Origin of the sequence: Streptomyces sp. NBC_00523 (genome assembly GCF_036346615.1) — a bacterium.
Taxonomy (GTDB): domain Bacteria; phylum Actinomycetota; class Actinomycetes; order Streptomycetales; family Streptomycetaceae; genus Streptomyces.
The window spans coordinates 5631595-5651718 of the sequence record NZ_CP107836.1; the positions used below are offsets into that span (position 1 = coordinate 5631595).

At 72.1% G+C, this 20124-nt stretch carries 23 protein-coding genes; 17 read left to right on the forward strand and 6 right to left on the reverse strand.

Going from position 1 to position 20124, the window contains the following annotated elements:
• Nucleotides 1–69: 69 nt before the first annotated feature.
• From OHS17_RS25605 to OHS17_RS25615, 3 genes are read left to right on the forward strand one after another with little or no spacing between them, the layout of a single operon-like run.
• Complete coding sequence (locus OHS17_RS25605) at nucleotides 70–666, forward strand: DUF5998 family protein (protein ID WP_018105373.1); 597 nt, start codon at nucleotides 70–72, stop codon at nucleotides 664–666.
• Nucleotides 666–1856 (forward strand): alkaline phosphatase family protein, encoded by a 1191-nt coding sequence (locus OHS17_RS25610; protein ID WP_330314029.1) that lies wholly within the window; start codon nucleotides 666–668, stop codon nucleotides 1854–1856. Before OHS17_RS25605 ends, OHS17_RS25610 begins: the two co-directional genes overlap by 1 nt.
• A 53-nt stretch (nucleotides 1857–1909) precedes the next feature.
• Nucleotides 1910–2560 carry a thymidine kinase gene (locus OHS17_RS25615; RefSeq protein WP_330314030.1) on the forward strand — a complete coding sequence of 217 codons (651 nt, stop codon included), beginning with the start codon at nucleotides 1910–1912 and terminating at the stop codon, nucleotides 2558–2560.
• A 3-nt stretch (nucleotides 2561–2563) separates the two neighbouring features.
• On the opposite strand, the gene OHS17_RS25620 is transcribed toward OHS17_RS25615, so the two are convergent.
• Nucleotides 2564–2920, reverse strand: coding sequence for a MerR family transcriptional regulator (locus OHS17_RS25620; protein WP_330314031.1), 357 nt, complete (start codon nucleotides 2918–2920; stop codon nucleotides 2564–2566).
• A gap of 98 nt (nucleotides 2921–3018) precedes the next feature.
• On the opposite strand from OHS17_RS25620, the gene OHS17_RS25625 reads away from it, so the two are divergent.
• The gene (locus tag OHS17_RS25625) at nucleotides 3019–3465 is read left to right on the forward strand and encodes a hypothetical protein (RefSeq protein ID WP_330314032.1); all 447 of its coding nucleotides are present in this window, start codon (nucleotides 3019–3021) and stop codon (nucleotides 3463–3465) included.
• Here OHS17_RS25625 and OHS17_RS25630 read toward each other — a convergent pair.
• Nucleotides 3437–4213: a VOC family protein gene (locus tag OHS17_RS25630; RefSeq protein WP_330314033.1), complete on the reverse strand. Its 777-nt coding sequence runs from the start codon at nucleotides 4211–4213 to the stop codon at nucleotides 3437–3439. The genes OHS17_RS25625 and OHS17_RS25630 overlap by 29 nt on opposite strands.
• A 230-nt stretch (nucleotides 4214–4443) precedes the next feature.
• Here OHS17_RS25630 and OHS17_RS25635 point away from each other — a divergent pair, with 230 nt between their 5' ends.
• The gene (locus OHS17_RS25635; RefSeq protein WP_330314034.1) at nucleotides 4444–5274 is read left to right on the forward strand and encodes a sulfurtransferase; all 831 of its coding nucleotides are present in this window, start codon (nucleotides 4444–4446) and stop codon (nucleotides 5272–5274) included.
• 71 nt (nucleotides 5275–5345) lie between these two features.
• On the opposite strand, the gene sepH is transcribed toward OHS17_RS25635, so the two are convergent.
• On the reverse strand, nucleotides 5346–6404 hold the full coding sequence (gene sepH / locus OHS17_RS25640) for a septation protein SepH (RefSeq protein ID WP_018105380.1): 1059 nt from the start codon (nucleotides 6402–6404) through the stop codon (nucleotides 5346–5348).
• A 495-nt stretch (nucleotides 6405–6899) separates the two neighbouring features.
• Here sepH and OHS17_RS25645 point away from each other — a divergent pair, with 495 nt between their 5' ends.
• Nucleotides 6900–7907, forward strand: a complete 1008-nt coding sequence (locus OHS17_RS25645) for a hypothetical protein (RefSeq protein WP_330314035.1) — start codon at nucleotides 6900–6902, stop codon at nucleotides 7905–7907.
• A 7-nt stretch (nucleotides 7908–7914) separates the two neighbouring features.
• Here OHS17_RS25645 and OHS17_RS25650 read toward each other — a convergent pair whose 3' ends face one another.
• Nucleotides 7915–9237, reverse strand: a complete 1323-nt coding sequence (locus OHS17_RS25650; RefSeq protein WP_330314036.1) for a D-arabinono-1,4-lactone oxidase — start codon at nucleotides 9235–9237, stop codon at nucleotides 7915–7917.
• A gap of 208 nt (nucleotides 9238–9445) precedes the next feature.
• Between OHS17_RS25650 and OHS17_RS25655 the strand changes: the two genes are divergently transcribed.
• Together OHS17_RS25655 and OHS17_RS25660 are read left to right on the forward strand one after the other, a co-directional pair.
• Nucleotides 9446–10573, forward strand: a complete 1128-nt coding sequence (locus tag OHS17_RS25655) for a ferrochelatase (protein WP_330314037.1) — start codon at nucleotides 9446–9448, stop codon at nucleotides 10571–10573.
• A 93-nt stretch (nucleotides 10574–10666) separates the two neighbouring features.
• Nucleotides 10667–11452: an inositol monophosphatase family protein gene (locus OHS17_RS25660; protein ID WP_330315353.1), complete on the forward strand. Its 786-nt coding sequence runs from the start codon at nucleotides 10667–10669 to the stop codon at nucleotides 11450–11452.
• Nucleotides 11453–11536: 84 nt separating this feature from the next.
• Here OHS17_RS25660 and OHS17_RS25665 read toward each other — a convergent pair whose 3' ends face one another.
• On the reverse strand, nucleotides 11537–11713 hold the full coding sequence (locus OHS17_RS25665; RefSeq protein ID WP_018105385.1) for a hypothetical protein: 177 nt from the start codon (nucleotides 11711–11713) through the stop codon (nucleotides 11537–11539).
• A gap of 384 nt (nucleotides 11714–12097) precedes the next feature.
• On the opposite strand from OHS17_RS25665, the gene OHS17_RS25670 reads away from it, so the two are divergent.
• From OHS17_RS25670 to OHS17_RS25685, 4 genes are all read left to right on the forward strand, one after another.
• Nucleotides 12098–12751, forward strand: coding sequence for a response regulator transcription factor (locus tag OHS17_RS25670; RefSeq protein ID WP_018105386.1), 654 nt, complete (start codon nucleotides 12098–12100; stop codon nucleotides 12749–12751).
• Complete coding sequence (locus OHS17_RS25675) at nucleotides 12751–13986, forward strand: sensor histidine kinase (RefSeq protein ID WP_330314038.1); 1236 nt, start codon at nucleotides 12751–12753, stop codon at nucleotides 13984–13986. Before OHS17_RS25670 ends, OHS17_RS25675 begins: the two co-directional genes overlap by 1 nt.
• 405 nt (nucleotides 13987–14391) lie before the next feature.
• Complete coding sequence (locus OHS17_RS25680) at nucleotides 14392–14688, forward strand: DUF4193 domain-containing protein (protein ID WP_003965732.1); 297 nt, start codon at nucleotides 14392–14394, stop codon at nucleotides 14686–14688.
• 13 nt (nucleotides 14689–14701) lie between these two features.
• The gene (locus OHS17_RS25685) at nucleotides 14702–15646 is read left to right on the forward strand and encodes a hypothetical protein (RefSeq protein ID WP_330314039.1); all 945 of its coding nucleotides are present in this window, start codon (nucleotides 14702–14704) and stop codon (nucleotides 15644–15646) included.
• Here OHS17_RS25685 and OHS17_RS25690 read toward each other — a convergent pair.
• Nucleotides 15643–16101 (reverse strand): DUF3093 domain-containing protein, encoded by a 459-nt coding sequence (locus tag OHS17_RS25690; protein ID WP_328902799.1) that lies wholly within the window; start codon nucleotides 16099–16101, stop codon nucleotides 15643–15645. The genes OHS17_RS25685 and OHS17_RS25690 overlap by 4 nt on opposite strands.
• A 58-nt stretch (nucleotides 16102–16159) precedes the next feature.
• Between OHS17_RS25690 and OHS17_RS25695 the strand changes: the two genes are divergently transcribed.
• The 5 genes from OHS17_RS25695 to kdpA all read left to right on the forward strand — a co-directional run bounded on the left by OHS17_RS25695 (nucleotide 16160) and on the right by kdpA (nucleotide 20109).
• Nucleotides 16160–16744, forward strand: coding sequence for a PaaI family thioesterase (locus OHS17_RS25695; protein WP_026171827.1), 585 nt, complete (start codon nucleotides 16160–16162; stop codon nucleotides 16742–16744).
• The gene (dut, locus tag OHS17_RS25700) at nucleotides 16744–17277 is read left to right on the forward strand and encodes a dUTP diphosphatase (RefSeq protein ID WP_018105391.1); all 534 of its coding nucleotides are present in this window, start codon (nucleotides 16744–16746) and stop codon (nucleotides 17275–17277) included. The genes OHS17_RS25695 and dut overlap by 1 nt, the downstream gene beginning before the upstream one ends.
• Before the next feature lies 1 nt (nucleotide 17278).
• Nucleotides 17279–18043, forward strand: a complete 765-nt coding sequence (locus tag OHS17_RS25705) for a DUF3710 domain-containing protein (protein WP_018105392.1) — start codon at nucleotides 17279–17281, stop codon at nucleotides 18041–18043.
• 304 nt (nucleotides 18044–18347) lie between these two features.
• Nucleotides 18348–18437 (forward strand): K(+)-transporting ATPase subunit F, encoded by a 90-nt coding sequence (gene kdpF, locus OHS17_RS25710; RefSeq protein ID WP_018105394.1) that lies wholly within the window; start codon nucleotides 18348–18350, stop codon nucleotides 18435–18437.
• A 7-nt stretch (nucleotides 18438–18444) separates the two neighbouring features.
• Nucleotides 18445–20109: a potassium-transporting ATPase subunit KdpA gene (kdpA, locus tag OHS17_RS25715; protein ID WP_330314040.1), complete on the forward strand. Its 1665-nt coding sequence runs from the start codon at nucleotides 18445–18447 to the stop codon at nucleotides 20107–20109.
• The last annotated feature ends 15 nt before the right edge of the window (nucleotides 20110–20124 follow it).

Sequence of the window (20124 nt, forward strand, 5' to 3'; positions counted from 1 at the left end):
CTGGACCGGCCGGGACGGGGGCTCCGGCGGCGTCCCCGGCAGCCATCCGGCCCCCGTAGGATGGTTCCCATGGCTAAGACCGGTACGACCACCCAGGGGCTGCGCGCGGCGATCGAGCGCAGCGGCTACTACCCGGCCCTCGTGGCCGAGGCGGTGGAGGCCGCCGTGGGCGGTGAGCCGGTCGCTTCGTACCTGGTGCACCAGGAGACGACCTTCGACTCCAACGAGGTGCGCCGGCACGTCACGGTGCTGGTGCTCACGGACACCCGCTTCATCGTCAGCCACACCGACGAGCAGAACGCGGACACCAGCTCCCCTTCGCCGTACGCCACCACCTCGACGGAGTCGGTCAAGCTGGACCGGATCTCCTCGGTCGTGGTCAGCCGCGTCGTCGCCAACCCGGAGAAGTACGTTCCGGGCACCCTGCCCCGCGAGGTCGTCCTGACCATCGGCTGGGGCGCGGTCTCCCGGATCGACCTGGAGCCCGCCGCCTGCGGCGACCCGAACTGCGAGGCGGACCACGGCTACACCGGCAGCACCACCGCCGACGACCTGAGCCTGCGGGTCAGCGAGGCCGGCGACGGCCCGGACACCGTGCGCCAGACCCTCGCCTTCGCCCAGGCGCTCTCCGAGGCCACGGTCGCGACCCCCGCGGCCGGCCGCTGATGGTCCAGCCGGCCTGGCCGGACGACTTCGTCCCGCTGCCCGTCGACACCGCGCCCGTCCCGGAGTACGGCAGCGGCTCGCTCGCCGACCTGCTGCCGACCCTGCTCGCGGGCCAGGAGGTCCCGGGCTTCGAGGCGGCCATCGGCGAACTCGCCCCCGCCGACCGGAACTGCGTCTTCCTGATCGACGGCCTCGGCTGGGAGCAGATAAAGGCCCACCCCGACGAGGCCCCGTTCCTGCACTCGCTGCTGCCGACCTCGCGCGGCGGCACCGGCCGCCCGATCACGGCCGGTTTCCCGGCCACCACGGCGACCTCGCTGGCCTCCGTCGGCACCGGCCTGCCCCCGGGCGAGCACGGTCTTCCCGGTTACACCGTCCGTAACCCCGAGACCGGCGAGCTGATGAACCAGCTCCGCTGGCAGCCGTGGACCCCGCCGAAGGCGTGGCAGCCCCACCCCACCCTCTTCCAGCTCGCCGACGCCGCCGGTGTGCGCACCGCCCAGGTCTCCGCCCCCGCCTTCGAGCAGACCCCGCTGACCAAGGTCGCGCTGAGCGGCGGCTCCTTCCTCGGCCGGCTCAGCGGCGAGGAGCGGATGGACACCGCCGCCGAACGGCTGGCCCACGGCGACCGCTCGCTCGTCTATACGTACTACAGCGAGGTCGACGGCAAGGGCCACCGCTTCGGCACCGACTCCGACGCCTGGCGCGGACAGCTGATGTACGTCGACGGGCTGGCCCGGCGCCTGGCCGAGCAGCTTCCGCCGCGCTCGGCGCTCTACATCACCGCCGACCACGGCATGATCGACATCCCCTTCGACGAGCAGTCCCGGATCGACTTCGACGAGGACTGGGAGCTGGGCGCCGGCGTCGCGCTGCTCGGCGGCGAGGGCCGGGCGCGGCATGTGTACGCCGTCCCGGGCGCCGCGTCCGACGTGCTCGCCGTCTGGCGCGAGGTGCTGGGCGAGCAGTTCTGGGTGGCGAGCCGGGACGAGGCCGTCGCCGCGGGCTGGTTCGGCCCCCGCGTCGACGAGCGGGTGTACGGCAGGATCGGCGACGTGGTCGCCGCCGCCCACGACGACGTGGTGATCACCGCCTCGCGCAACGAGCCGCACGAGTCGGCCATGGTCGGCATGCACGGCTCCATGACCCCCGTCGAGCAGTTCGTCCCGCTCCTCGAAGTACGCTCGTAGCCCGTTCCGTCCAGCCGCTCTCCCCGCCCGTCCCGAAAGGTGCTCAACCCCTCATGCCCGAGCTTGTGTTCTTCTCCGGAACGATGGACTGCGGAAAGAGCACCCTGGCCCTCCAGATCGGCCACAACCGGTCGGCGAGGGGCCTGCAGGGCGTGATCTTCACCCGGGACGACCGGGCGGGGGAGGGGAAGCTCTCCTCGCGCCTCGGCCTGGTCACGGAGGCCGTCGAGGCCGACGAGGACATGGACCTGTACGCGTACCTCGTCGCCCAGCTGTCCAAGGGCGGCCGGGTCGACTACGTGATCGTGGACGAGGCGCAGTTCCTGGCCCCGGCCCAGATCGACCAGCTGGCCCGGGTCGTGGACGACCTGGAGATGGACGTCTTCGCCTTCGGCATCACGACGGACTTCCGCACCCGGCTCTTCCCCGGCTCGCAACGGCTGGTCGAGCTCGCCGACCGCATAGAACAGCTCCAGGTCGAAGCCCTCTGCTGGTGCGGCGCCCGCGCCACGCACAACGCCCGGACCGTGGACGGCGAGATGGTCGTGGAGGGCGCACAGGTCGTCGTCGGCGATGTGAACCGCCCTGCGGGCGAGGTCGGTTACGAGGTCCTGTGCCGCCGCCACCACCGCCGCCGCGCCACCGCGGCGTCCGCCCAGGCCGCCGCGCTCTCCCCGGACGTCCTGCCGGTCAGCTCCGCCTGACGCTCAGCCCGCCGCCCGCAGCGGGCAGCCCGTGCGGGCGCGTGCGCTCAGGTCGGCCCGCAGGGCGCTGAGTTGGGCCATGCGCGCGTCGATGACCGCGATCTTCTCCTCGAACAGCGCGGACAGCGCCGCCGCGCTGTCCGGTGTGTCGCGCAACTCCTCGCCCGTGCGCGCGATCTCGGCCAGCGAGAAGCCGAGCGCCTGGGCGGTACGGACGTAGGCGAGCCAGGGGACCGTCTCCGGCGGGAAGTCGCGGTAGCCGTTGGGCAGCCGCTCCCCGGAGATCAACCCGGTCCTCTCGTAGAAGCGGATGGCGTCCCTGCTCAGCCCCGTCTGCGTGGCCAGCTCCCCGATGCGCACGGCTCTCCCACCCTCCGGGTCCGCGGACTTGACCTTGGACAGTACTCCAGTGTTTACGGTCGGGGGCGTCCGTGAAGGAAGCCGTCAGGAGCCCCGCCTTGTTCCGTACCGTCACGCCCTCCCACCCCGCCTACCCGCGTGCCGTACGCGCGAGCGCGTGGTACGACCTCGTCGTCACCGCGGGGTTCGCCACCCCGTGGACGTACACGCTGGTGAACGGCGCACTGTCCCGGCTGGGGGAGGCGATCGGGGCGGGCGCCCTGCCCGCCCTCGACCCGATCGAAACCCTCTACGCCAACCTCATGGGGTCGGTGGTGGTCGTCTGGGCGCTCCTGCGCCTCGTCCGGCCGCTGCCGGTGCACGGTCTGTACGACGGCCTGGCGCGCACGCTGTTCGCCCTGTGGCAGGCGTACGCGCTCGCCCACGGCGCCCCGTACTGGCTCTGGCCGTTCCTGGTGGCCGAGGTGGCGTTCGGCGTCGTCCAGCTCGTACCCTGGCGGCTCGTACGCGGTGCGGTCAGCGTGCCACCGAGCGCTGGATCGTGAAGACCGCGCCCTCCGGGTCCGCGACCGTCGCGACCCTGCCGCTCGGGCCCTCCCTCGGCGGGGTCAGGACCTGACCGCCGAGCTCCGCGACCTGCTGCGCGGCCTCGTCGGTGTCGGCCACCTCGAAGTACGTCATCCAGTGCGGCCCCCGGTCGCGCAGCGGGGCGTGGCCGACGCCGTGCAGCGAGGCGACCGGGCGGCCCCGGAGGTGCAGGGTCTGGTAGTCGAAGTCCGCCGAGACGACGGCCTTGGTCTCGTAGCCGAAGACCGCCTGGTAGAACTTGGCGACCGTCGACGTCTCCCGGGTCACCAGCTCGTTCCAGACCGGGGTGCCGGGCGTCCCGGCCAGTGCGGTGCCGATGTGCGCAGCGGCCTGCCAGATCCCGAAGACGGCCCCGCCCGGGTCGGAGGCGATGGCCATGCGACCCGCCTCGCCCGCGTCGAGCGGCCCGACGCCGACCGTGCCGCCGCAGGCCCGGATGGCCTCAGCCGTCTGATCGGCGTCGTCGGTGGCCAGGTAGGTCGTCCAGGCGATCGGGAGATGCCGGTCCGGCGGCAGCTGGCCGATGCCCGCGACCCCCTTCCCGTCGATCAGCGCCCGTACGTACGGGCCGAGCTGCTCGGGGCCGGGGCCGAACTCCCAGCCGAACAGCTCGGCGTAGAAGTTCTGGGTCGTGCGCAGGCCGTGCACGATCAGGCTCACCCAGCAAGGTGTTCCGGGTGTACGCCGAGCGGCAGCCTCGGTCATCGTCACTCTCCTCGGACCATCGTGGTGGCCGTACGGGAAAACGGGGCCGGCGCGCCGGGGTGCGGTGCGAGGTGTGTACGCCCCGTGCAGATGCTTGCACCACCGGGCGTGGGATGCGCTCCGGCCGCGCCGTCAGATCCGGGATCTCGCCCCAGGCGGACCGGTTTGTCCTGGTATAACCGCTTGGCCGTGGTTACGGGCAGCCGGGCGTCTGCGCGAGGATGGCACGCATGAAGCCCATCATCTCCGCATTCGAATGCGCGAGCGAACTGGCGGGGCCGCGTCCGCCGGTGCTCCTGGACGTACGTTGGCAGCTGGGTGGCCCGCACGGCCGGCCCGACTACGAGGCGGGGCACATCCCCGGCGCGGTCTTCGTGGACCTCGACGCGGAGCTCGCCGGACCGGCGGGCACCGGCGGCCGCCACCCGCTGCCCGACCCGGCGGAGTTCGGCGCCGTGATGCGCCGCGCCGGGGTCCGCCGGGACAGCCCGGTCGTCGTCCACGACGGCGGTCAGGGCTGGGCGGCCGCCCGGGCCTGGTGGCTGCTGCGCTGGGCCGGGCACACCGACGTACGGGTGCTGGACGGCGGCCTCGCGGCCTGGACCGGGGAGCTGTCGAAGGAGACCCCGGACCCGGCCGAGGGTGACTTCGTGCCCGCCCCGGGAGCGCTGCCGCTGCTCGACGCGGACGGCGCCGCGGCCCTCGCCCGCTCGGGTGTCCTGCTCGACGCGCGGGCGGCCGAGCGCTACCGGGGCGATGTGGAACCCATCGACCGGGTCGGCGGCCACATCCCCGGCGCGCTCTCCGCGCCGACCGGCGAGAACGTGGACGCGGACGGCCGCTTCCTGAGCCCCGAGCGCCTGGCTGCCCGGTTCGCCGGGCTGGGCGTCGAAGGCGAGGCCGCGGAGGTCGGCGTCTACTGCGGCTCGGGAGTGTCCGGGGCCCAGCAGGTGCTGGCGCTGGAACTCGCCGGGTACCGGGCCGCCCTCTACGCGGGCTCCTGGTCCGACTGGTCCGCCGACGCGTCGCGCCCGGTCGCCACCGGACCCGACCCCAGCTAACGGCACGCCGTCGTCGCGGGACGACGCGCAAGGGCCCGTACGCGCTCGCGTACGGGCCCTTGGCATGCCGTCTAGTCCTGCTTCTTGCGGCGGGTGCCGAAGACGATCTCGTCCCAGCTGGGCACCGCGGCTCTGCGCCCGGGCCGGACGCCGTCCGCCTCGGCCTGCCGGTCCGTCGTCCCCGTCAGCCGGTCCCGGTGACCGGCGACCGCGCGCGGCATCAGGACGTCCGCGTACGCGGAGCCCGCTCCGGCCGACGCGGCCGGCGGCTCCTCGGCCTCCGGCTCCCGCTCCGGCGGCTCGATCGCCGGGGGCTCGGGCGGCGCGGGCCGTTCCGGTACGACCATGTCACCGCGGAAGCTGGGCACGGCCTCCAGCAGGCTGGTGAGGGAATCCCGCTCGCTCGCGGTCACCCCGGCGATCCGCTCCTCCGGTTCCGGGGGCGGCGGCGGGGCCGGACGCTCGATCTGCCGGTCAAGCGCGCGGTCCAGCGGCCGGTCGCGCGGCAGCCGGGCGATCCGGGGCACGAAGGGGAAGCTGGGCTCGGGCGCGGCGACCTCGTCCGTCTCGCCGATCAGCGAACGGGCCTCGTCGTCCACGGCCTGGACCAGCCGGCGCGGCGGGTCGTACGTCCAGCTCGCCGAGTGCGGCTCACCCGCGACCCGGTAGACGAGCAGGACCTCCCAGGTGCCGTCGTCGCGGCGCCAGGAGTCCCACTGGACGGTTTCCTTGTCGGCGCCGCGCAGCAGCAGCCGCTCCTGCACCGCCTCGCCGAGCTGGGGGCCGGTGTTCTCGCCGGGACGGCGCACGGGAGTCTTCCGGGCCCGCTCGGCCATGAAGGCGCGCTCCGCGAGCACGGGGCCCTCGAAACGGCGGACACGGTCGACGGGGATCCCGGCGAACTGGGCGACCTCCTCGGCGGAGGCGCCGGCTCGTATCCGTGCCTGGATGTCGCGCGGGCGGAGGTGGCTCTCCACCTCGATCTCGATCTGGCCGAGCCGGGCGCGGTCGTTGCGCACGGCGGCTCGCAGCCGCTCGTCGATCGGAAGCGTGTACTCCGTACTGTCCGCAGCTTTGAGCACCAGTCGTGTGCCGTCGTTGGAGACGGCCACGACACGCAGTTCGGGCATGGGGACCTCCCGGGTGGTGCCTGCCGACGTCACGTGCGTCGCTGCTTCCGCTAGTCGAGTGTGGCCTGCCCGGGTGCAGCCTGCCACAACATTGCCGTGTTGCCCGGCGTGTCGGGCGTGAGCCCTTGATCGCCGGTATGCCACGGCAGCCCTTGCGCAACGCAAAGTGACCGATGGTCACTCCGTGTAGCTGGCCGCCGTGCGATGCCGTGCGCCGCCGGATCGAGTGCCTCCTTCGGCCCCCTCCCGAAGGTTCCGGACGCCCGCTCGGGAGTCCGGCCCCAGGGCTCGCCACAGTACTCCATTCGGGCCATGTGGGTGGACCGCCGCGCCGTCGAAGTTCTCGTGAGGTGCGGGAGTTTGCCTACCCCTCCTGACGCCTCCCGCTCATGATCCGTGTCGTGCTTCACATAATCCACGCAACCGGAACTTTCGGCTTCGCTCACGTGTCCCTAGTTGGTGCATGGTGGGAGAGATGTCAATCAAGGGCTGGAAATGGTGCAGAAGCCGGAAAGCGACATAGAACCCAAGGAGAGGCGGATCGATCTGAGCCTGCCCCAGGTGGCGGGCAGTGCGGTCGCCGCGGTGGCGGCGGCCGTGGCGGCTTCCCAGCTCGGTGTGTACGGAACCATCGCGGGCGCCGGAGTCATGAGCGTCGTGGCGACCTGTGGCGGCTCGGTCTTCCAGCACTTCTTCCGTCGTACAGGAGAGCAGATCCGCGAGGTCACGGTCCAGGTGAAGCACCCGGACCGCGAGGTGACCGTCTACACCCGCGAGACCGGGGCGCGGCGGCCGGAGCCCTCGCCGCAGGAGACCGTCCTGCTGGGAGCGGTGGACGACGCCACCACGGTGCTGCGCCGGGCGGACCCGCGGCCGGACGAGACGATGCTCCTGCGCCGGGCAGACCCGGACGAGACGACGCTCCTGCGCCGCGTGGAGCCCGACGCGACGACGGTGCTGCGCAGCCCCGCCGCCGGTGCCGGGCCGGACGAGGAGTTCTCCGAGGCGACCACGCACGGCACCCGGCTGCGTGGCTGGAAGCGGTCGGCGATCGGCGCGGCCGTGGTCTTCGCGGTCTCGATGGCCGGCATCACGACCTACGAACTGATCTCCGGCGACGACCTGAGCGGCGGCCACGGCACGACCGTGGGCTCCGTCGTACGCGGTGGGCACGGCAGCGGGTCCTCCACGCCCGGGCCCGCCGAAACCACCGGCCCCGGCCAGGACGGGACGAACCCCGGCCGTCAGGACGAGAGCGGCACGACGACGCCCGGCACCGGCGGCCGGGACGAGGACGGCACCGCCCCGCGGCCGGACCGCAGCGGTGCTCCCACCGAGGGGGCGACGCCCACGCCCACCCCCTCGGACCCGGCGGGCGGCGGCGTCGAGCCCACGCCCACGCCCACCCCGAGCGCCACGGACGGCGGCGGCGAGAGCGCGACGCCCGACCCGACGGCCACGGACGGCGCTCCGGCGCCCGCGGGCACCGGAGCGGGGGAGTGAGCCCGGGTCAGTCGCCCAGCACCCGGCGCAGGTAGTCGTTGCCGAACAGCCGGTCCGGGTCCAGCCGGTCGCGTACGGCCGTGAACTCGCCGAAACGCGGATACACCCCGGAGAGGTACGCGGCGTCCCTGGTGTTGATCTTGCCCCAGTGCGGGCGGCCGCCGTGCGCGGTCATGATCCGCTCCACCGCCGTGAAGTACGCCTGGTAGGGCGTGCCCCGGTACATGTGGACGGCGATGTACGCGCTCTCCCGGCCCGACGCCGTGGAGAGCGCGATGTCGTCGGCGGGCGCGGTGCGCACCTCCACCGGGAAGCTGATCCGCAGCGGCGAGCTGTCCACCATCGCCCGGACCTCGCGCAGCGCCTCGACCGCGGCCTCACGCGGCAGCGCGTACTCCATCTCCACGAACCGCACCCGGCGCGGGCTGGTGAACACCTTGTACGGGATGTCGGTGTACGTACGCGCCGACAGGGCCCGGCTGGAGATCCTGGCGATCGAGGGGATCGTGGCGGGCACGGCCCGGCCGAGCGCGCAGGCGACCTGGAAGACTCCGTTGGACAGCAGCTCGTCCTCGACCCAGCCGCTGACCTTGCCGGGCGGGGCGGCGGGACCGGCGCTGCGGTTGTTGCGCTTGGTGTTGCAGTTCCCGGTGTGCGGGAACCAGTAGAACTCGAAGTGCTCGTTCTCGGTCACGAGCTGATCGAAGTCGGCCGTCACCTGGTCGAAGCTCATCGGCTCCTCGCGGGCGGTCAGCAGGAAGACCGGCTCCACGGCGAAGGTGATCGCGGTGATGACGCCCAGCGCGCCGAGCCCGATCCGCGCCACCGCGAACACGTCGGCGTTCTCGGTCTCCGAACAGGTCAGCACCGTGCCGTCCGCGGTGACCAGCTCCAGGGCGCGTATCTGCGCGGATATGGACGCCGAGTCACGGCCGGTGCCGTGCGTGCCGGTGGAGGTGGCTCCGGCGACCGTCTGCTCCATGATGTCGCCCATGTTGGTGAGCGAGAGGCCCTCGCGGGCCAGCGCGGTGTTCAGGCGCTTGAGAGGGGTGCCCGCCTCGACGGTCACCGTCATCGCCTTGCGGTCGATCTCGCGGATGCCGGTCAGCAGATCGGGCCGGATCAGCAGCCCGTCGGTGGCCGCGGTCGCGGTGAACGAATGCCCGGTGCCGACCGGCTTCACCCGCAGCCCGTCCTCGGACGCCCTGCGCAGCGCCTCGGCCAGCTCGTCCACGGAGGCGGGGGACACGGTCCGGGCCGGCCGCGCGGTGACGGTCCCCGCCCAGTTGCGCCACGGGCCCGTCGCCGTCCGTGCGTAGGTCTCGGTCATCTTCCCCGCGCCCTTCCCTTGGAACCGGCCCACCCAGCCGGCGCTTCCCCCGGACGGAAACCACGGGTTACCGGCCGGTTGGAGGGGGATCATACTCACGGCTCCCGCATATGCATCCACCCCTCCCGTCACCCCGTGCGGGGACCGGAAGTGCTGGCTCCGGACGTCGGTGCCACCCCGCCCCCGCGCGGGTGGCAGGATCGACGCCATGTCCGATCTGCGCGATCCCGCCCCCTACGACGCCCTGCTGCTGCTCTCCTTCGGCGGCCCCGAAGGCCCGGACGACGTGGTTCCGTTCCTCGCGAACGTGACCCGCGGCCGGGGCATCCCCGAGGAACGGCTCAAGGAGGTCGGCAAGCACTACTTCCTGTTCGGGGGCGTCAGCCCGATCAACGCCCAGAACAGGGCCCTGCTCGACGCGTTGCGCAAGGACTTCTCCGAGCACGGGCTGGACCTGCCCGTGTACTGGGGCAACCGCAACTGGGCCCCGTACCTCACCGACACCCTGCGCGAGATGGTCGACGACGGCCACCGCCGCATCGCCGTCCTGGCGACCAGCGCCTACGCCTCGTACTCCGGCTGCCGGCAGTACCGCGAGAACCTCGCCGAGTCACTGGCCGCTCTGGAGGCCGAGGGTCTTCCCGTGCCGCGCGTGGACAAACTCCGGCACTACTTCAATCACCCCGGCTTCGTGGAGCCCATGGTCGAGGGCGTCCTCGCCTCGCTGGCGGACCTGCCCGACGGGGTGCGCCCCGGCGCGCACCTGGCCTTCACCACGCACTCCATCCCGACCTCCGCGGCCGACACCTCGGGCCCCGTGGAGGCGCACGGGGACGGCGGCGCCTATGTCGCCGAGCACCTCGACGTGGCCCGGCTGATCGTGGACGCGGTGCGCGAGCGGACCGGCACGGCGTACCCCTGGCGGCTCGTCTACCAGTCGCGCAGCGGCGCGCCGCACATCCCGTGGCTGGAGCCCGACATCTGCGACCACCTCGAAGCCCTCCACGGCGAGGGTGTCCCCGCCGTCGTGATGGCGCCCATCGGCTTCGTCTCGGACCACATGGAGGTCCTGTACGACCTCGACACCGAGGCCACCGCGAAGGCCGCCGAGCTGGGCCTGCCGGTACGCCGCTCCGCGACGGTCGGCGCCGATCCCCGGTTCGCCGCCGCCGTGCGCGAGCTCGTCCTGGAACGGGCCGCCGCCGAGCAGGGCCGCGCGCCGCAGCGGTGCGCCCTCGGGACGCTCGGCGCGAGCCACGACCTCTGCCCGGTGGGCTGCTGCCCGGCCCGGGCGCCCAAGCCCGCAGCCGCGGGAGCCGACAGCCCCTACGCGTAAGCCCTCGCTCTTCCCTGTCCACCCCTTCTCAACCTCTTAGGGAACGCCGTGACCCGAGTCGAACACTCAGTGGAAACCCTGCTCGAACTCGCCATGGAAGCCGCGGAACTCGCCGGCCGGCTGCTGCGCGACGGGCGTCCGGCCGGACTGGGCGTGGCCGCGACCAAGTCCAGCCCGGTCGACGTCGTCACCGAGATGGACCTCGCCGCCGAGAAGCTGATCACCGACTTCCTGATCGACTTCCGCCCCCTCGATGGCTACCTCGGCGAGGAGGGCGGCACGACCTCCGAGGGCGTCAGCGGTGTGCGCTGGGTGATCGACCCCCTCGACGGCACGGTGAACTACCTCTACGGACTCCCGTCCTGGGCCGTCTCCATCGGCATCGAGATGTACGGCGAGCGGGTCGCCGGTGTGGTGGAGGTCCCGATGCGCGGCGAGACGTACTTCGCGCAACGCGGCCTCGGGGCCTTCGTCACGGGCGGGGTGTACGGCAAGGAGCACGTCCGGCTGCGGTGCCGGGAGACCGCCCCGCTCTCCGAGGCGCTGGTGGCGACCGGCTTCAACTACGTCGCCGAGGTCCGGGCCCACCAGGCCGAGGTGGCGCGCGACCTCGTCCCGCAGGTCCGGGACATCCGGCGCGGCGGCTCCGCGGCGATCGACCTCTGCGACGTGGCCGCCGGCCGGCTCGACGGCTACTACGAGCGCGGGCTGCACCCCTGGGACCTGGCCGCGGGCGACATCATCGCCCGGGAGGCCGGTGCCCTCACCGGCGGGCGCCCGGGCAGGCCGGCCGACGGCGAGCTGACCGTCGCCGCGTCCCCCGGGGTCTTCGAACCGCTCCAGGCCCTCCTGGACGGGCTGGGCGCCTGGCACGACTGATACGCGCCGGACCCGTACCGGAGCAGCAGAAAGGCCCCGCAGCCGCCGTACGGCGGCTGCGGGGCCTTTCGCCCATAGCGACGGTCAGGCGTTCGTCGTCGTGCTGATCCGCACACCGTGCTCGGCGGCGAGACGACGGAGGTCGTCCAGCTCGCTCTGCTCGACGTCCGCGAGGAAGTCGTCGCCCGTCTCGCGGGCCTTCGTGAGGTCGTCCTCGGTCGTCTTGATGCGTTGCAGCAGACCTGCGGTGAAAGCGTCCATGAAGCGCCCCCTCATCGTGGGTCGGTGGCACGGGGGTGTGCCCGGGTTTCCCTCCGCCGAGGCGGTAGGGCGGGTGATCACGCACTCTCCGGGGGACGGAGGGGCCTGTGACAACGCCACATGGGAAGACGTGATCGGCGGGTGTGAATGCGTACTCCCCCGCCTGAAGCTCAGAGAAACCTCAACTGGCCCGGAAATCCCGTAGCTTCCCCGAAGCCGCAGGTCGGGGCGGGACGTCTTACCGCCGGTTTATGCGGGTTGCGGGCAGGATGGAGCCGCACAAGTGTGCCGGGGCCGCGCCCGCGGCGCGGGCGGCCGGGCCGTCCCGGGCGCCCGGCGCCCCGTGGTGCAGACCGCTTGCGAAGTTCTAGGGAAGGAAGCGCCGTGCGCGTACTCGTCGTGGAGGACGAGCAGCTGCTCGCCGATGCGGTGGCCACCGGATTGCGCCGTGAGGCCATGGCCGTCGATGTCGTGTACGACGGGGCCGCGGCGGTGGAGCGCATCGAGGTCAACGACTACGACGTCGTGGTGCTCGACCGCGACCTCCCCGTGGTCCACGGCGACGACGTCTGCCGCCGGATCGTGGAGCTCGGCATGCCCACCCGGGTCCTCATGCTCACCGCGTCCGGGGACGTCAGCGACCGGGTGGAGGGCCTGGAGCTCGGCGCCGACGACTATCTGCCCAAGCCCTTCGCGTTCAGCGAGCTGACCGCCCGGGTACGGGCCCTCGGCCGGCGGACCACCGTCGCCCTGCCGCCCGTCCTGGAGCGGGCCGGGATCAAGCTGGACCCCAATCGCCGGGAGGTGTTCCGGGGTGGCCAGGAGGTCCAGCTCGCGCCCAAGGAGTTCGCCGTCCTGGAGGTCCTGATGCGCAGCGAGGGCGCCGTCGTCTCGGCGGAGCAGCTGCTGGAGAAGGCCTGGGACGAGAACACCGACCCGTTCACCAACGTCGTCCGGGTGACCGTCATGACCCTGCGCCGCAAGCTCGGTGAGCCGCCCGTGATCGTCACGGTGCCCGGCTCCGGCTACCGGATCTGATGCCCGTGCCCGCCGCCCCGCCGCCCGCACCCCCCAAGCCCACCTGGGAGCCGAAGCAGCAGGAGCCCTCGTACCCCTGGCTGCGTCCGACCATCCGGATACGGCTCACGCTGCTGTACGGCGGCATGTTCCTGATCGCGGGCATCCTGCTGCTGTCGATCATCTACATGCTGGCGGCGCAGGCCCTGCACGTGGGCAGTGAGCTGCCTTTCAAGGTCGTCGACGGCTACATGTCCAGCAAGGTCTGCAACCTCCTGGAGCACGGCAACTCGCCGAGCGCGGTCAACGCCGCGATGAACTCCTGCGTGAACCACCAGCGCCAGCAGGCCCTGGACACGCTGCTCAACCGGTCGCTGCTGGCCCTGGTGGGGCTCAGCATCATCGCCTTCGCCTTCGGCTACGGCATGGCGGGCCGGGTGCTCTCGCCGCTGGGCCGGATCACCCGCATCGCCCGCCGGGTGGCCGGGACCGACCTCTCCAGGCGCATCGAGCTGGACGGGCCGGACGACGAGCTCAAGGAGCTGTCCGACACCTTCGACGACATGCTGGACCGGCTGGAGCGGGCCTTCACCGCGCAGCAGCGGTTCGTCGGCAACGCCTCGCACGAGCTGCGCACGCCGCTGGCCATCAACCGCACGCTGCTGGAGGTCCACCTCTCCGACCCGGAGGCCCCGCCCGAGCTCCAGCAGCTGGGCAAGACGCTGCTGGCCACCAACGAGCGCAGCGAGCAGCTGGTGGAGGGCCTGCTGCTGCTGGCCCGCAGCGACAACCAGATCATCGAGCGCAAACCCGTCGACCTCGCCGAGGTCGCCTCGCGCGCCATGGACCAGGCGCGCGGCGAGGCCGAGGCCAAGGGCGTGGAGACGCGCGTGGAGCTGGCCGAGGCCGTCGTCCAGGGCAACGGCGTCCTGCTGGAGCGCATCGCGCTGAACCTCGTACAGAACGCCGTCCGCTACAACGTGCCGGAGGGCGGCTGGGTCGACGTGAGCACGGAGCTGCTGCCCGGCCAGGCGGTGCTCGTCGTCTCGAACACGGGGCCCGTGGTCCCGGCGTACGAGATCGACAACCTCTTCGAGCCGTTCAGGCGGCTGCGTACGGAGCGGACGGGCAGCGACAAGGGGGTCGGGCTCGGTCTGTCGATCGCGCGGTCCGTCGCCCGCGCCCATGGCGGCCGTATCATCGCCGAGCCCCGCGAAGGCGGTGGTCTTGTGATGCGCGTCTCACTGCCGGTCTGACCGGCCCGAGAGGAGCTTTGCGCACCCATTATTTTTTGTTCGCTTTGAGCGGAATTTTCGGGACCTGATCCCGAAGGGGCCGTGTGTGATCGATCACAGGAGTGAATATCTCCCTGTCCACGCTCCGTGACCAGGGAACTCACCGGAAACCCGGCGAATCACCGGGTTTTCGGGGGCAGGCATGACGGGAAGTACACGGGGTGGTGCCTGTAAAGGGTGCCGCCGGGACCGTGTACGGTCCCCATCGCCACCCAAGCCGATCACTCCCGAGCGGTCCTTTTGGGTGTCGATTGAGTAACAGACCTTGATGTGAGGCAAAATCTCCGCCTCAGGTCGGGCACAAGTCCGGCCTCTCACGCGTTACGAGCGCTGAGACACCGCAGACACCCAGAGGGGGAGAGCGACATGGCAACGGATTACGACACCCCACGCAAGACCGACGACGACGTCGATCAGGACAGCCTTGAAGAGCTGAAGGCGCGCCGGAGCGACAAGACGGCATCCGCCGTCGACGTCGACGAGTTCGACGCGGCCGAGGGCCTTGAGCTGCCCGGCGCAGACCTGTCCAACGAGGAACTGGCCGTACGGGTCCTGCCCAAGCAGGCCGACGAGTTCACCTGCATGAGCTGCTTCCTCGTGCACCACCGCAGTCAGCTGGCCCGCGAGAAGAACGGCCAGCCGATCTGCCGCGACTGCGACTGAGATCCGGTCGGCCGTGGCAGGGGACACACCGTTCCGCAAGCGGCGCCCCTGGGGCAGAAGGCCACCGGAGGCGCACCAGGGCGGTACAGGCCCGGCAGAAGGCGCAGAGGCGTCTGCCGAGCGGTCCGCCCTGCCACCTTCGCCGGACGGACAGGACGACGAGCGGGGCCTGCAGGCGGCCTCGCTCGAAGCGGCGGAAGTAGCCGTACGCGCAGCCCGTGAGGCTGCCGGAGTCGACACGGCCGATGGGGCCGGACAGGTCGGCAGGACGGAGCCCGTGACCGGGGCAGGCCGTCTGAGTTCAGTGAAACGGGGCGTACGCAAGGGCGGGGAGAGCGCCAAGGAAGCGATCGGTCATATCGCGGACCTGATCATCCACATCGCTCCCCGCGTCCCTGTGCGCGACCTCGCCACCCTGCGCAAGCACTTTCCCGGCCTCGGGCCGGAGGAGATCGCGGACCGGCTCGTCGTGGGCGCGAGCCGCGCGACCGCCACCGTCGGCGCCGGAATCGGCGCGGCGGCCATGATGCCCGTGCCGCCCGCGATGCTCGCCGAGCTGGCCACCGAGGTCACCGGCGTCGCCGCCATAGAGATGAAGCTCGTCGCCGAGCTGCACGAGGTCTACGGACGCCGTCCCCCGGGCGGCGTCGGCCGGCGCTCCACCGCCTACCTCACCGCATGGACCGAGGAGCGCGGCATCGAGATCACCCGCCCCGCCACGGTCGACGCGGCGCTGAGCGGCCGGATGAAGCGCGAGCTGCGCCGCCAGATCATGAAGCGCACCGTGCGCAACCTGCCGAGCCTGATCCCGTTCATGGTCGGCGCCGCGGTCGGCGCGTCCATGAACCGGCGCGACACCAGGAAGCTCGCCGAGCGGGTCAGGAAGGACCTGCGCGAGAAGCAGATCCCCTGGGACAGCCTCCCGGAGCAGCCCCCGCTGAAACCTGAGAACCCCTAGGCCCGGACCGCCGCGGTCAGCGCTGCCACCAGGGCCTGCGGGTCGCGCGTCGAGAGATAGACGTACGGGGTCGGGTCCTCCGGGTCGGTGACCTCCACCCGGACCGCCGTCGGGATGTAGCTGCGCAGCAGCATGAAGGCCCGGACGTCCGCCTTGTGCGTGCGCCAGGCGCGCGCCTCCTCGGCGTCCAGCACCTCGGCCTCCCCGAGCGCCGAGACCGGGATCCGCGCGTCCCCGGCGACCAGCGCCCCCGCCACGACCCGGATGCGGGCGGAGCCGTACGAGCTGACCGCGACGGCCGACAGGACCGTGCCGCCGGCCAGTCCGGCGAGGAGCGGCAGGGTGCCCAGCGGCAGCAGCATCAGCGCGCACGCGATGCCGATCAGGACGGCGATCAGCCACCACGAACGGGGTGCGGTGAGGCGTTCGTCGTAGGGCGGGGTCGAAGGCTGCATGGCTCCAGCTTGGCACGGCGCGACCGGCGGGTTACCCGCGCGGGTAAGGTCTGCGCCTGTGAGTGGAACATCTGCGGCTCTGACGCCCCCGGCCGACGCGGTGAAACCGGTCCGGCACCCCGAAGCCCCGGCCCCCGGCGAGCTCCTCGGCGCGCACTACGAGCACTGCTTCGGCTGCGGCTCCGGCCAGCCCCACGGACTGCACCTCCAGGCGCGGGCCGGCGAGGGTGTCCGGGTGACCGCCGAGTTCACCGTGAAGGCCGCCCACCAGGGCGCCCCGGGCCTGGCGCACGGAGGAGTGCTGGCCACGGCGCTGGACGAGACGCTCGGCTCGCTGAACTGGCTGCTGCGGGTCATCGCGGTCACCGGACGGCTGGAGACCGACTTCGTGCGGCCCGTCCCCGTCGACACCGTGCTGTTCCTCGACGCCGAGGTCACCGCCGTGCACGGCCGGAAGATCTACTCCCGGGCCACCGGCCGGATCGGCGGCCCGGACGGGCCGGTCGCGGTGCGCGCCGACGCCCTGTTCATCGAGGTCAAGGTCGACCACTTCATCGAGAACGGCCGGCCGGCCGAGATCCAGGCGGCCATGGCCGACCCCGACCAGGTCAGGCGTGCCCGCGCCTTCGAGGTGAACCCGTGATGCGCCATCCCGTCGACGTCCTGATCCGCCGGGTCGACCCGGACGTTCCGCTTCCGGCCTACGGGCACCCCGGCGACGCCGGCGCGGACCTCGTGACGACCGAGGCCGCCGAGCTGGCACCGGGGGAGCGGGCCGTACTGCCCACCGGGGTTTCGATCGCCCTGCCCGACGGGTACGCCGCGTTCGTGCACCCGCGATCCGGTCTCGCCGCCCGCTGCGGAGTCGCCCTGGTGAATGCCCCGGGGACGGTCGATGCCGGGTACCGTGGAGAGATCAAAGTGATCGTCGTCAATCTCGACCCGCGCGAGTCCGTGCGGTTCGAGCGGTTCGACCGGATTGCCCAACTGGTCGTGCAGCAGGTCGAGAAGGTGCGCTTCCACGAGGTGTCGGAGCTTCCCGGCTCGGCGCGGGCCGAAGGGGGCTTCGGGTCCACCGGCGGCCATGCCGCCGTTGATGTTGATGGCGTCCGGGGCGGGGTTCCCCAGGGCGGGAACAGCTACGCTTCGGTCGAATCCGACCGGGAAGGACAGTGACGTGTTCGGACGTCGCAAGAACAGTGATGCCGCCGATGACACGGCGGACGAGGCGCGCGAGGCCGAGCAGGTCGTCGACGAGCAGGATGACGCCGAGGGCGAGTCCCGCCGGACGAACCTTCCGCCGGCGCCGCGCCCGGACGGTCCGTGGGACATCAGCGAGGTGTCCCAGCCCGGCGACGGCCGGGTCGACCTGGGCGGCATCTTCGTGCCCGGCGTCGAGGGCATGGAGCTGCGCGTGGAGGTCGCCGGTGACGCGATCGTCGCCGCCACCGTCGTGATGCGCGACAGCGCGGTCCAGCTGCAGGCCTTCGCCGCCCCCAAGAAGGAGGGCATCTGGGGCGAGGTCCGCGAGGAGATCGCCTCGGGCATCACCCAGCAGGGCGGCATCATCGACGAGGTCGAGGGCCCGCTGGGCTGGGAGCTGCGCGCGCAGGTCCCCGTACAGCTTCCCGATGGCGCGAACGGCGTGCAGCTGGTGCGCTTCGTCGGCGTCGACGGCCCGCGCTGGTTCCTGCGCGGTGTGATCTCCGGCCAGGGCGCCGTGCAGCCGGAGGCCGCCGGGCTTCTGGAGTCGGTCTTCCGGGACACCGTGGTCGTCCGCGGCGAGGGCCCGATGGCCCCGCGCGACCCGATCGTCCTCAAGCTCCCCAACGACGCCCAGATGGTTCCCGAGGGCGTGCAGCAGGAGGACCAGGAGGGCTCGAAGTTCTCCGGTGGCATGGCGGGCCTCCAGCGCGGTCCCGAGATCACCGAGGTGCGCTGACCCGCACCCGCGGACACCGGCCGGTGGGCCGTACCCCTTTCCCGGGGTGCGGCCCACCGGCTTTTGCGTGCGCCGGCGCGTACGGGACGCGTATCGGCGGCGTACGGGCGTCGTCAAGGCCGGGCCCACTTCCGTAAGGGAGGCATCAACGCAGGTCACAGCGGTGCCGGGGGGCGGTTTGCTCAAGGGGTCCGATTCATCGACACCTCATTCAGGAGCATCCGATGGCCGATGCGGCCTTCGTCGTCACCACGATCGCGGTCTTCGCGCTGGTGGCACTCGTCGCCAAGGGGGTGGCGAAGCTGTGAGCGCGGACAACGTGGCCGGCCTCGTCGTGGCCGCCGCCCTGCTGGGATATCTCGTCCTGGCCCTCCTCTTCCCGGAGAGGTTCTGAGCCCGACATGAGTCCCGTCCTCTCCGCCGTGCTCCAGCTCCTCGCGCTCGTCGTCGCGCTGGGGCTGGCGTACCGGCCGCTCGGTGACCACATGGCCCGTGTCTACACCTCGCCCCGCCATCTGCGGGCCGAGAAGTGGATCTACCGGGCGATAGGCGTCACCCCCGACACGCAGATGCGCCGGGCCGCCTATCTGCGCGGTGTCCTCGCCTTCTCCGCCGTGAGCGTCGTCTTCCTCTACCTGCTGCAACGGCTCCAGGGCGCCCTGCCCGGCTCGCTCGGCTTCTCCTCGATCAGCCCGGACCAGGCGTTCAACACGGCCGCCTCGTTCGTCGCCAACACCAACTGGCAGTCGTACGCCGGCGAGCAGGCCATGGGCCACGTCGTGCAGACCGGCGGCCTCGCCGTGCAGAACTTCGTCTCCGCCGCCGTCGGCATGGCCGTCGCGGTGGCCCTCGTACGGGGGTTCGCGGCCTCCCGCACCGGGGAGCTCGGCAACTTCTGGGCCGACCTGGTGCGCGGCACCGTCCGCATCCTGCTGCCGATCGCCGTCGTCGGCGCACTCGTCCTCGTCGCCTGCGGGGCGATCCAGAACTTCTCCGGCATCCACGAGGTCGGGCAGTTCACGGGCGGTGCGCAGCAGTGGAACGGCGGCGCGGTCGCCTCCCAGGAGGCCATCAAGGAGCTGGGCACCAACGGCGGCGGCTACTTCAACGCCAACTCCGCGCACCCCTTCGAGAACCCCGACGGGCTGTCCAACCTCTTCGAGATCTTCCTGATCCTCGTCATCCCGTTCGCCCTGACCCGCACCTTCGGCCGCATGGTCGGCTCGGTCCGGCAGGGGTACGCGCTCCTCGCCACGATGCTCGTCTTCTGGCTCGGCTTCTCCGCGCTGATGATGTGGACCGAGTACGCCCACCACGGCCCCGCCTTCGAGCTCGCGGGCGGGGCGACGGAGGGCAAGGAGACCCGGTTCGGGGTCGGTGGCTCCGCCCTGTTCTCCGTGGCCACCACCCTCACGTCGACCGGCGCGGTGAACTCCTTCCACTCCTCGTTCACCGGCCTCGGCGGCGGCATCACGCTGCTCGGCATGCAGCTCGGCGAGATCGCCCCCGGCGGCGTCGGCTCCGGCCTCTACGGCATGCTGATCATGGCGCTCATCGCGGTGTTCGTCGCCGGACTGATGGTCGGCCGCACGCCCGAATACCTCGGCAAGAAGATCGGCACCCGCGAGATCAAGCTCGCCGCCTGCTACCTCCTGATCACCCCGGCCCTGGTGCTCGGCTTCACCGCCGTGGCCGTCGCGCTGCCCACCCCGCCCCACTCGGTGGCCAACCCGGGGGCGCACGGCTTCTCCGAGATCCTCTACGCGTACACCTCCGGCGCCAACAACAACGGCTCGGCGTTCGCCGGGCTCGCCGCGGACACCCCGTGGTTCAACACCACCATCGGGCTCGCGATGCTGCTCGGCCGGTTCCTGCCCATGGTGTTCGTCCTGGCCCTCGCCGGCTCGCTGGCCGAGCAGCGGCCCGTCCCGGCGACCTCGGGCACCCTCCCCACCCACACCCCGCTGTTCAGCGGACTGCTGGCCGCGGTCGTCGTGGTCGTGGCCGGCCTGACCTACTTCCCGGCCCTCGCCCTGGGCCCGCTGGCCGAAGGGCTGGCGTCATGACCACTCGTACGAAGC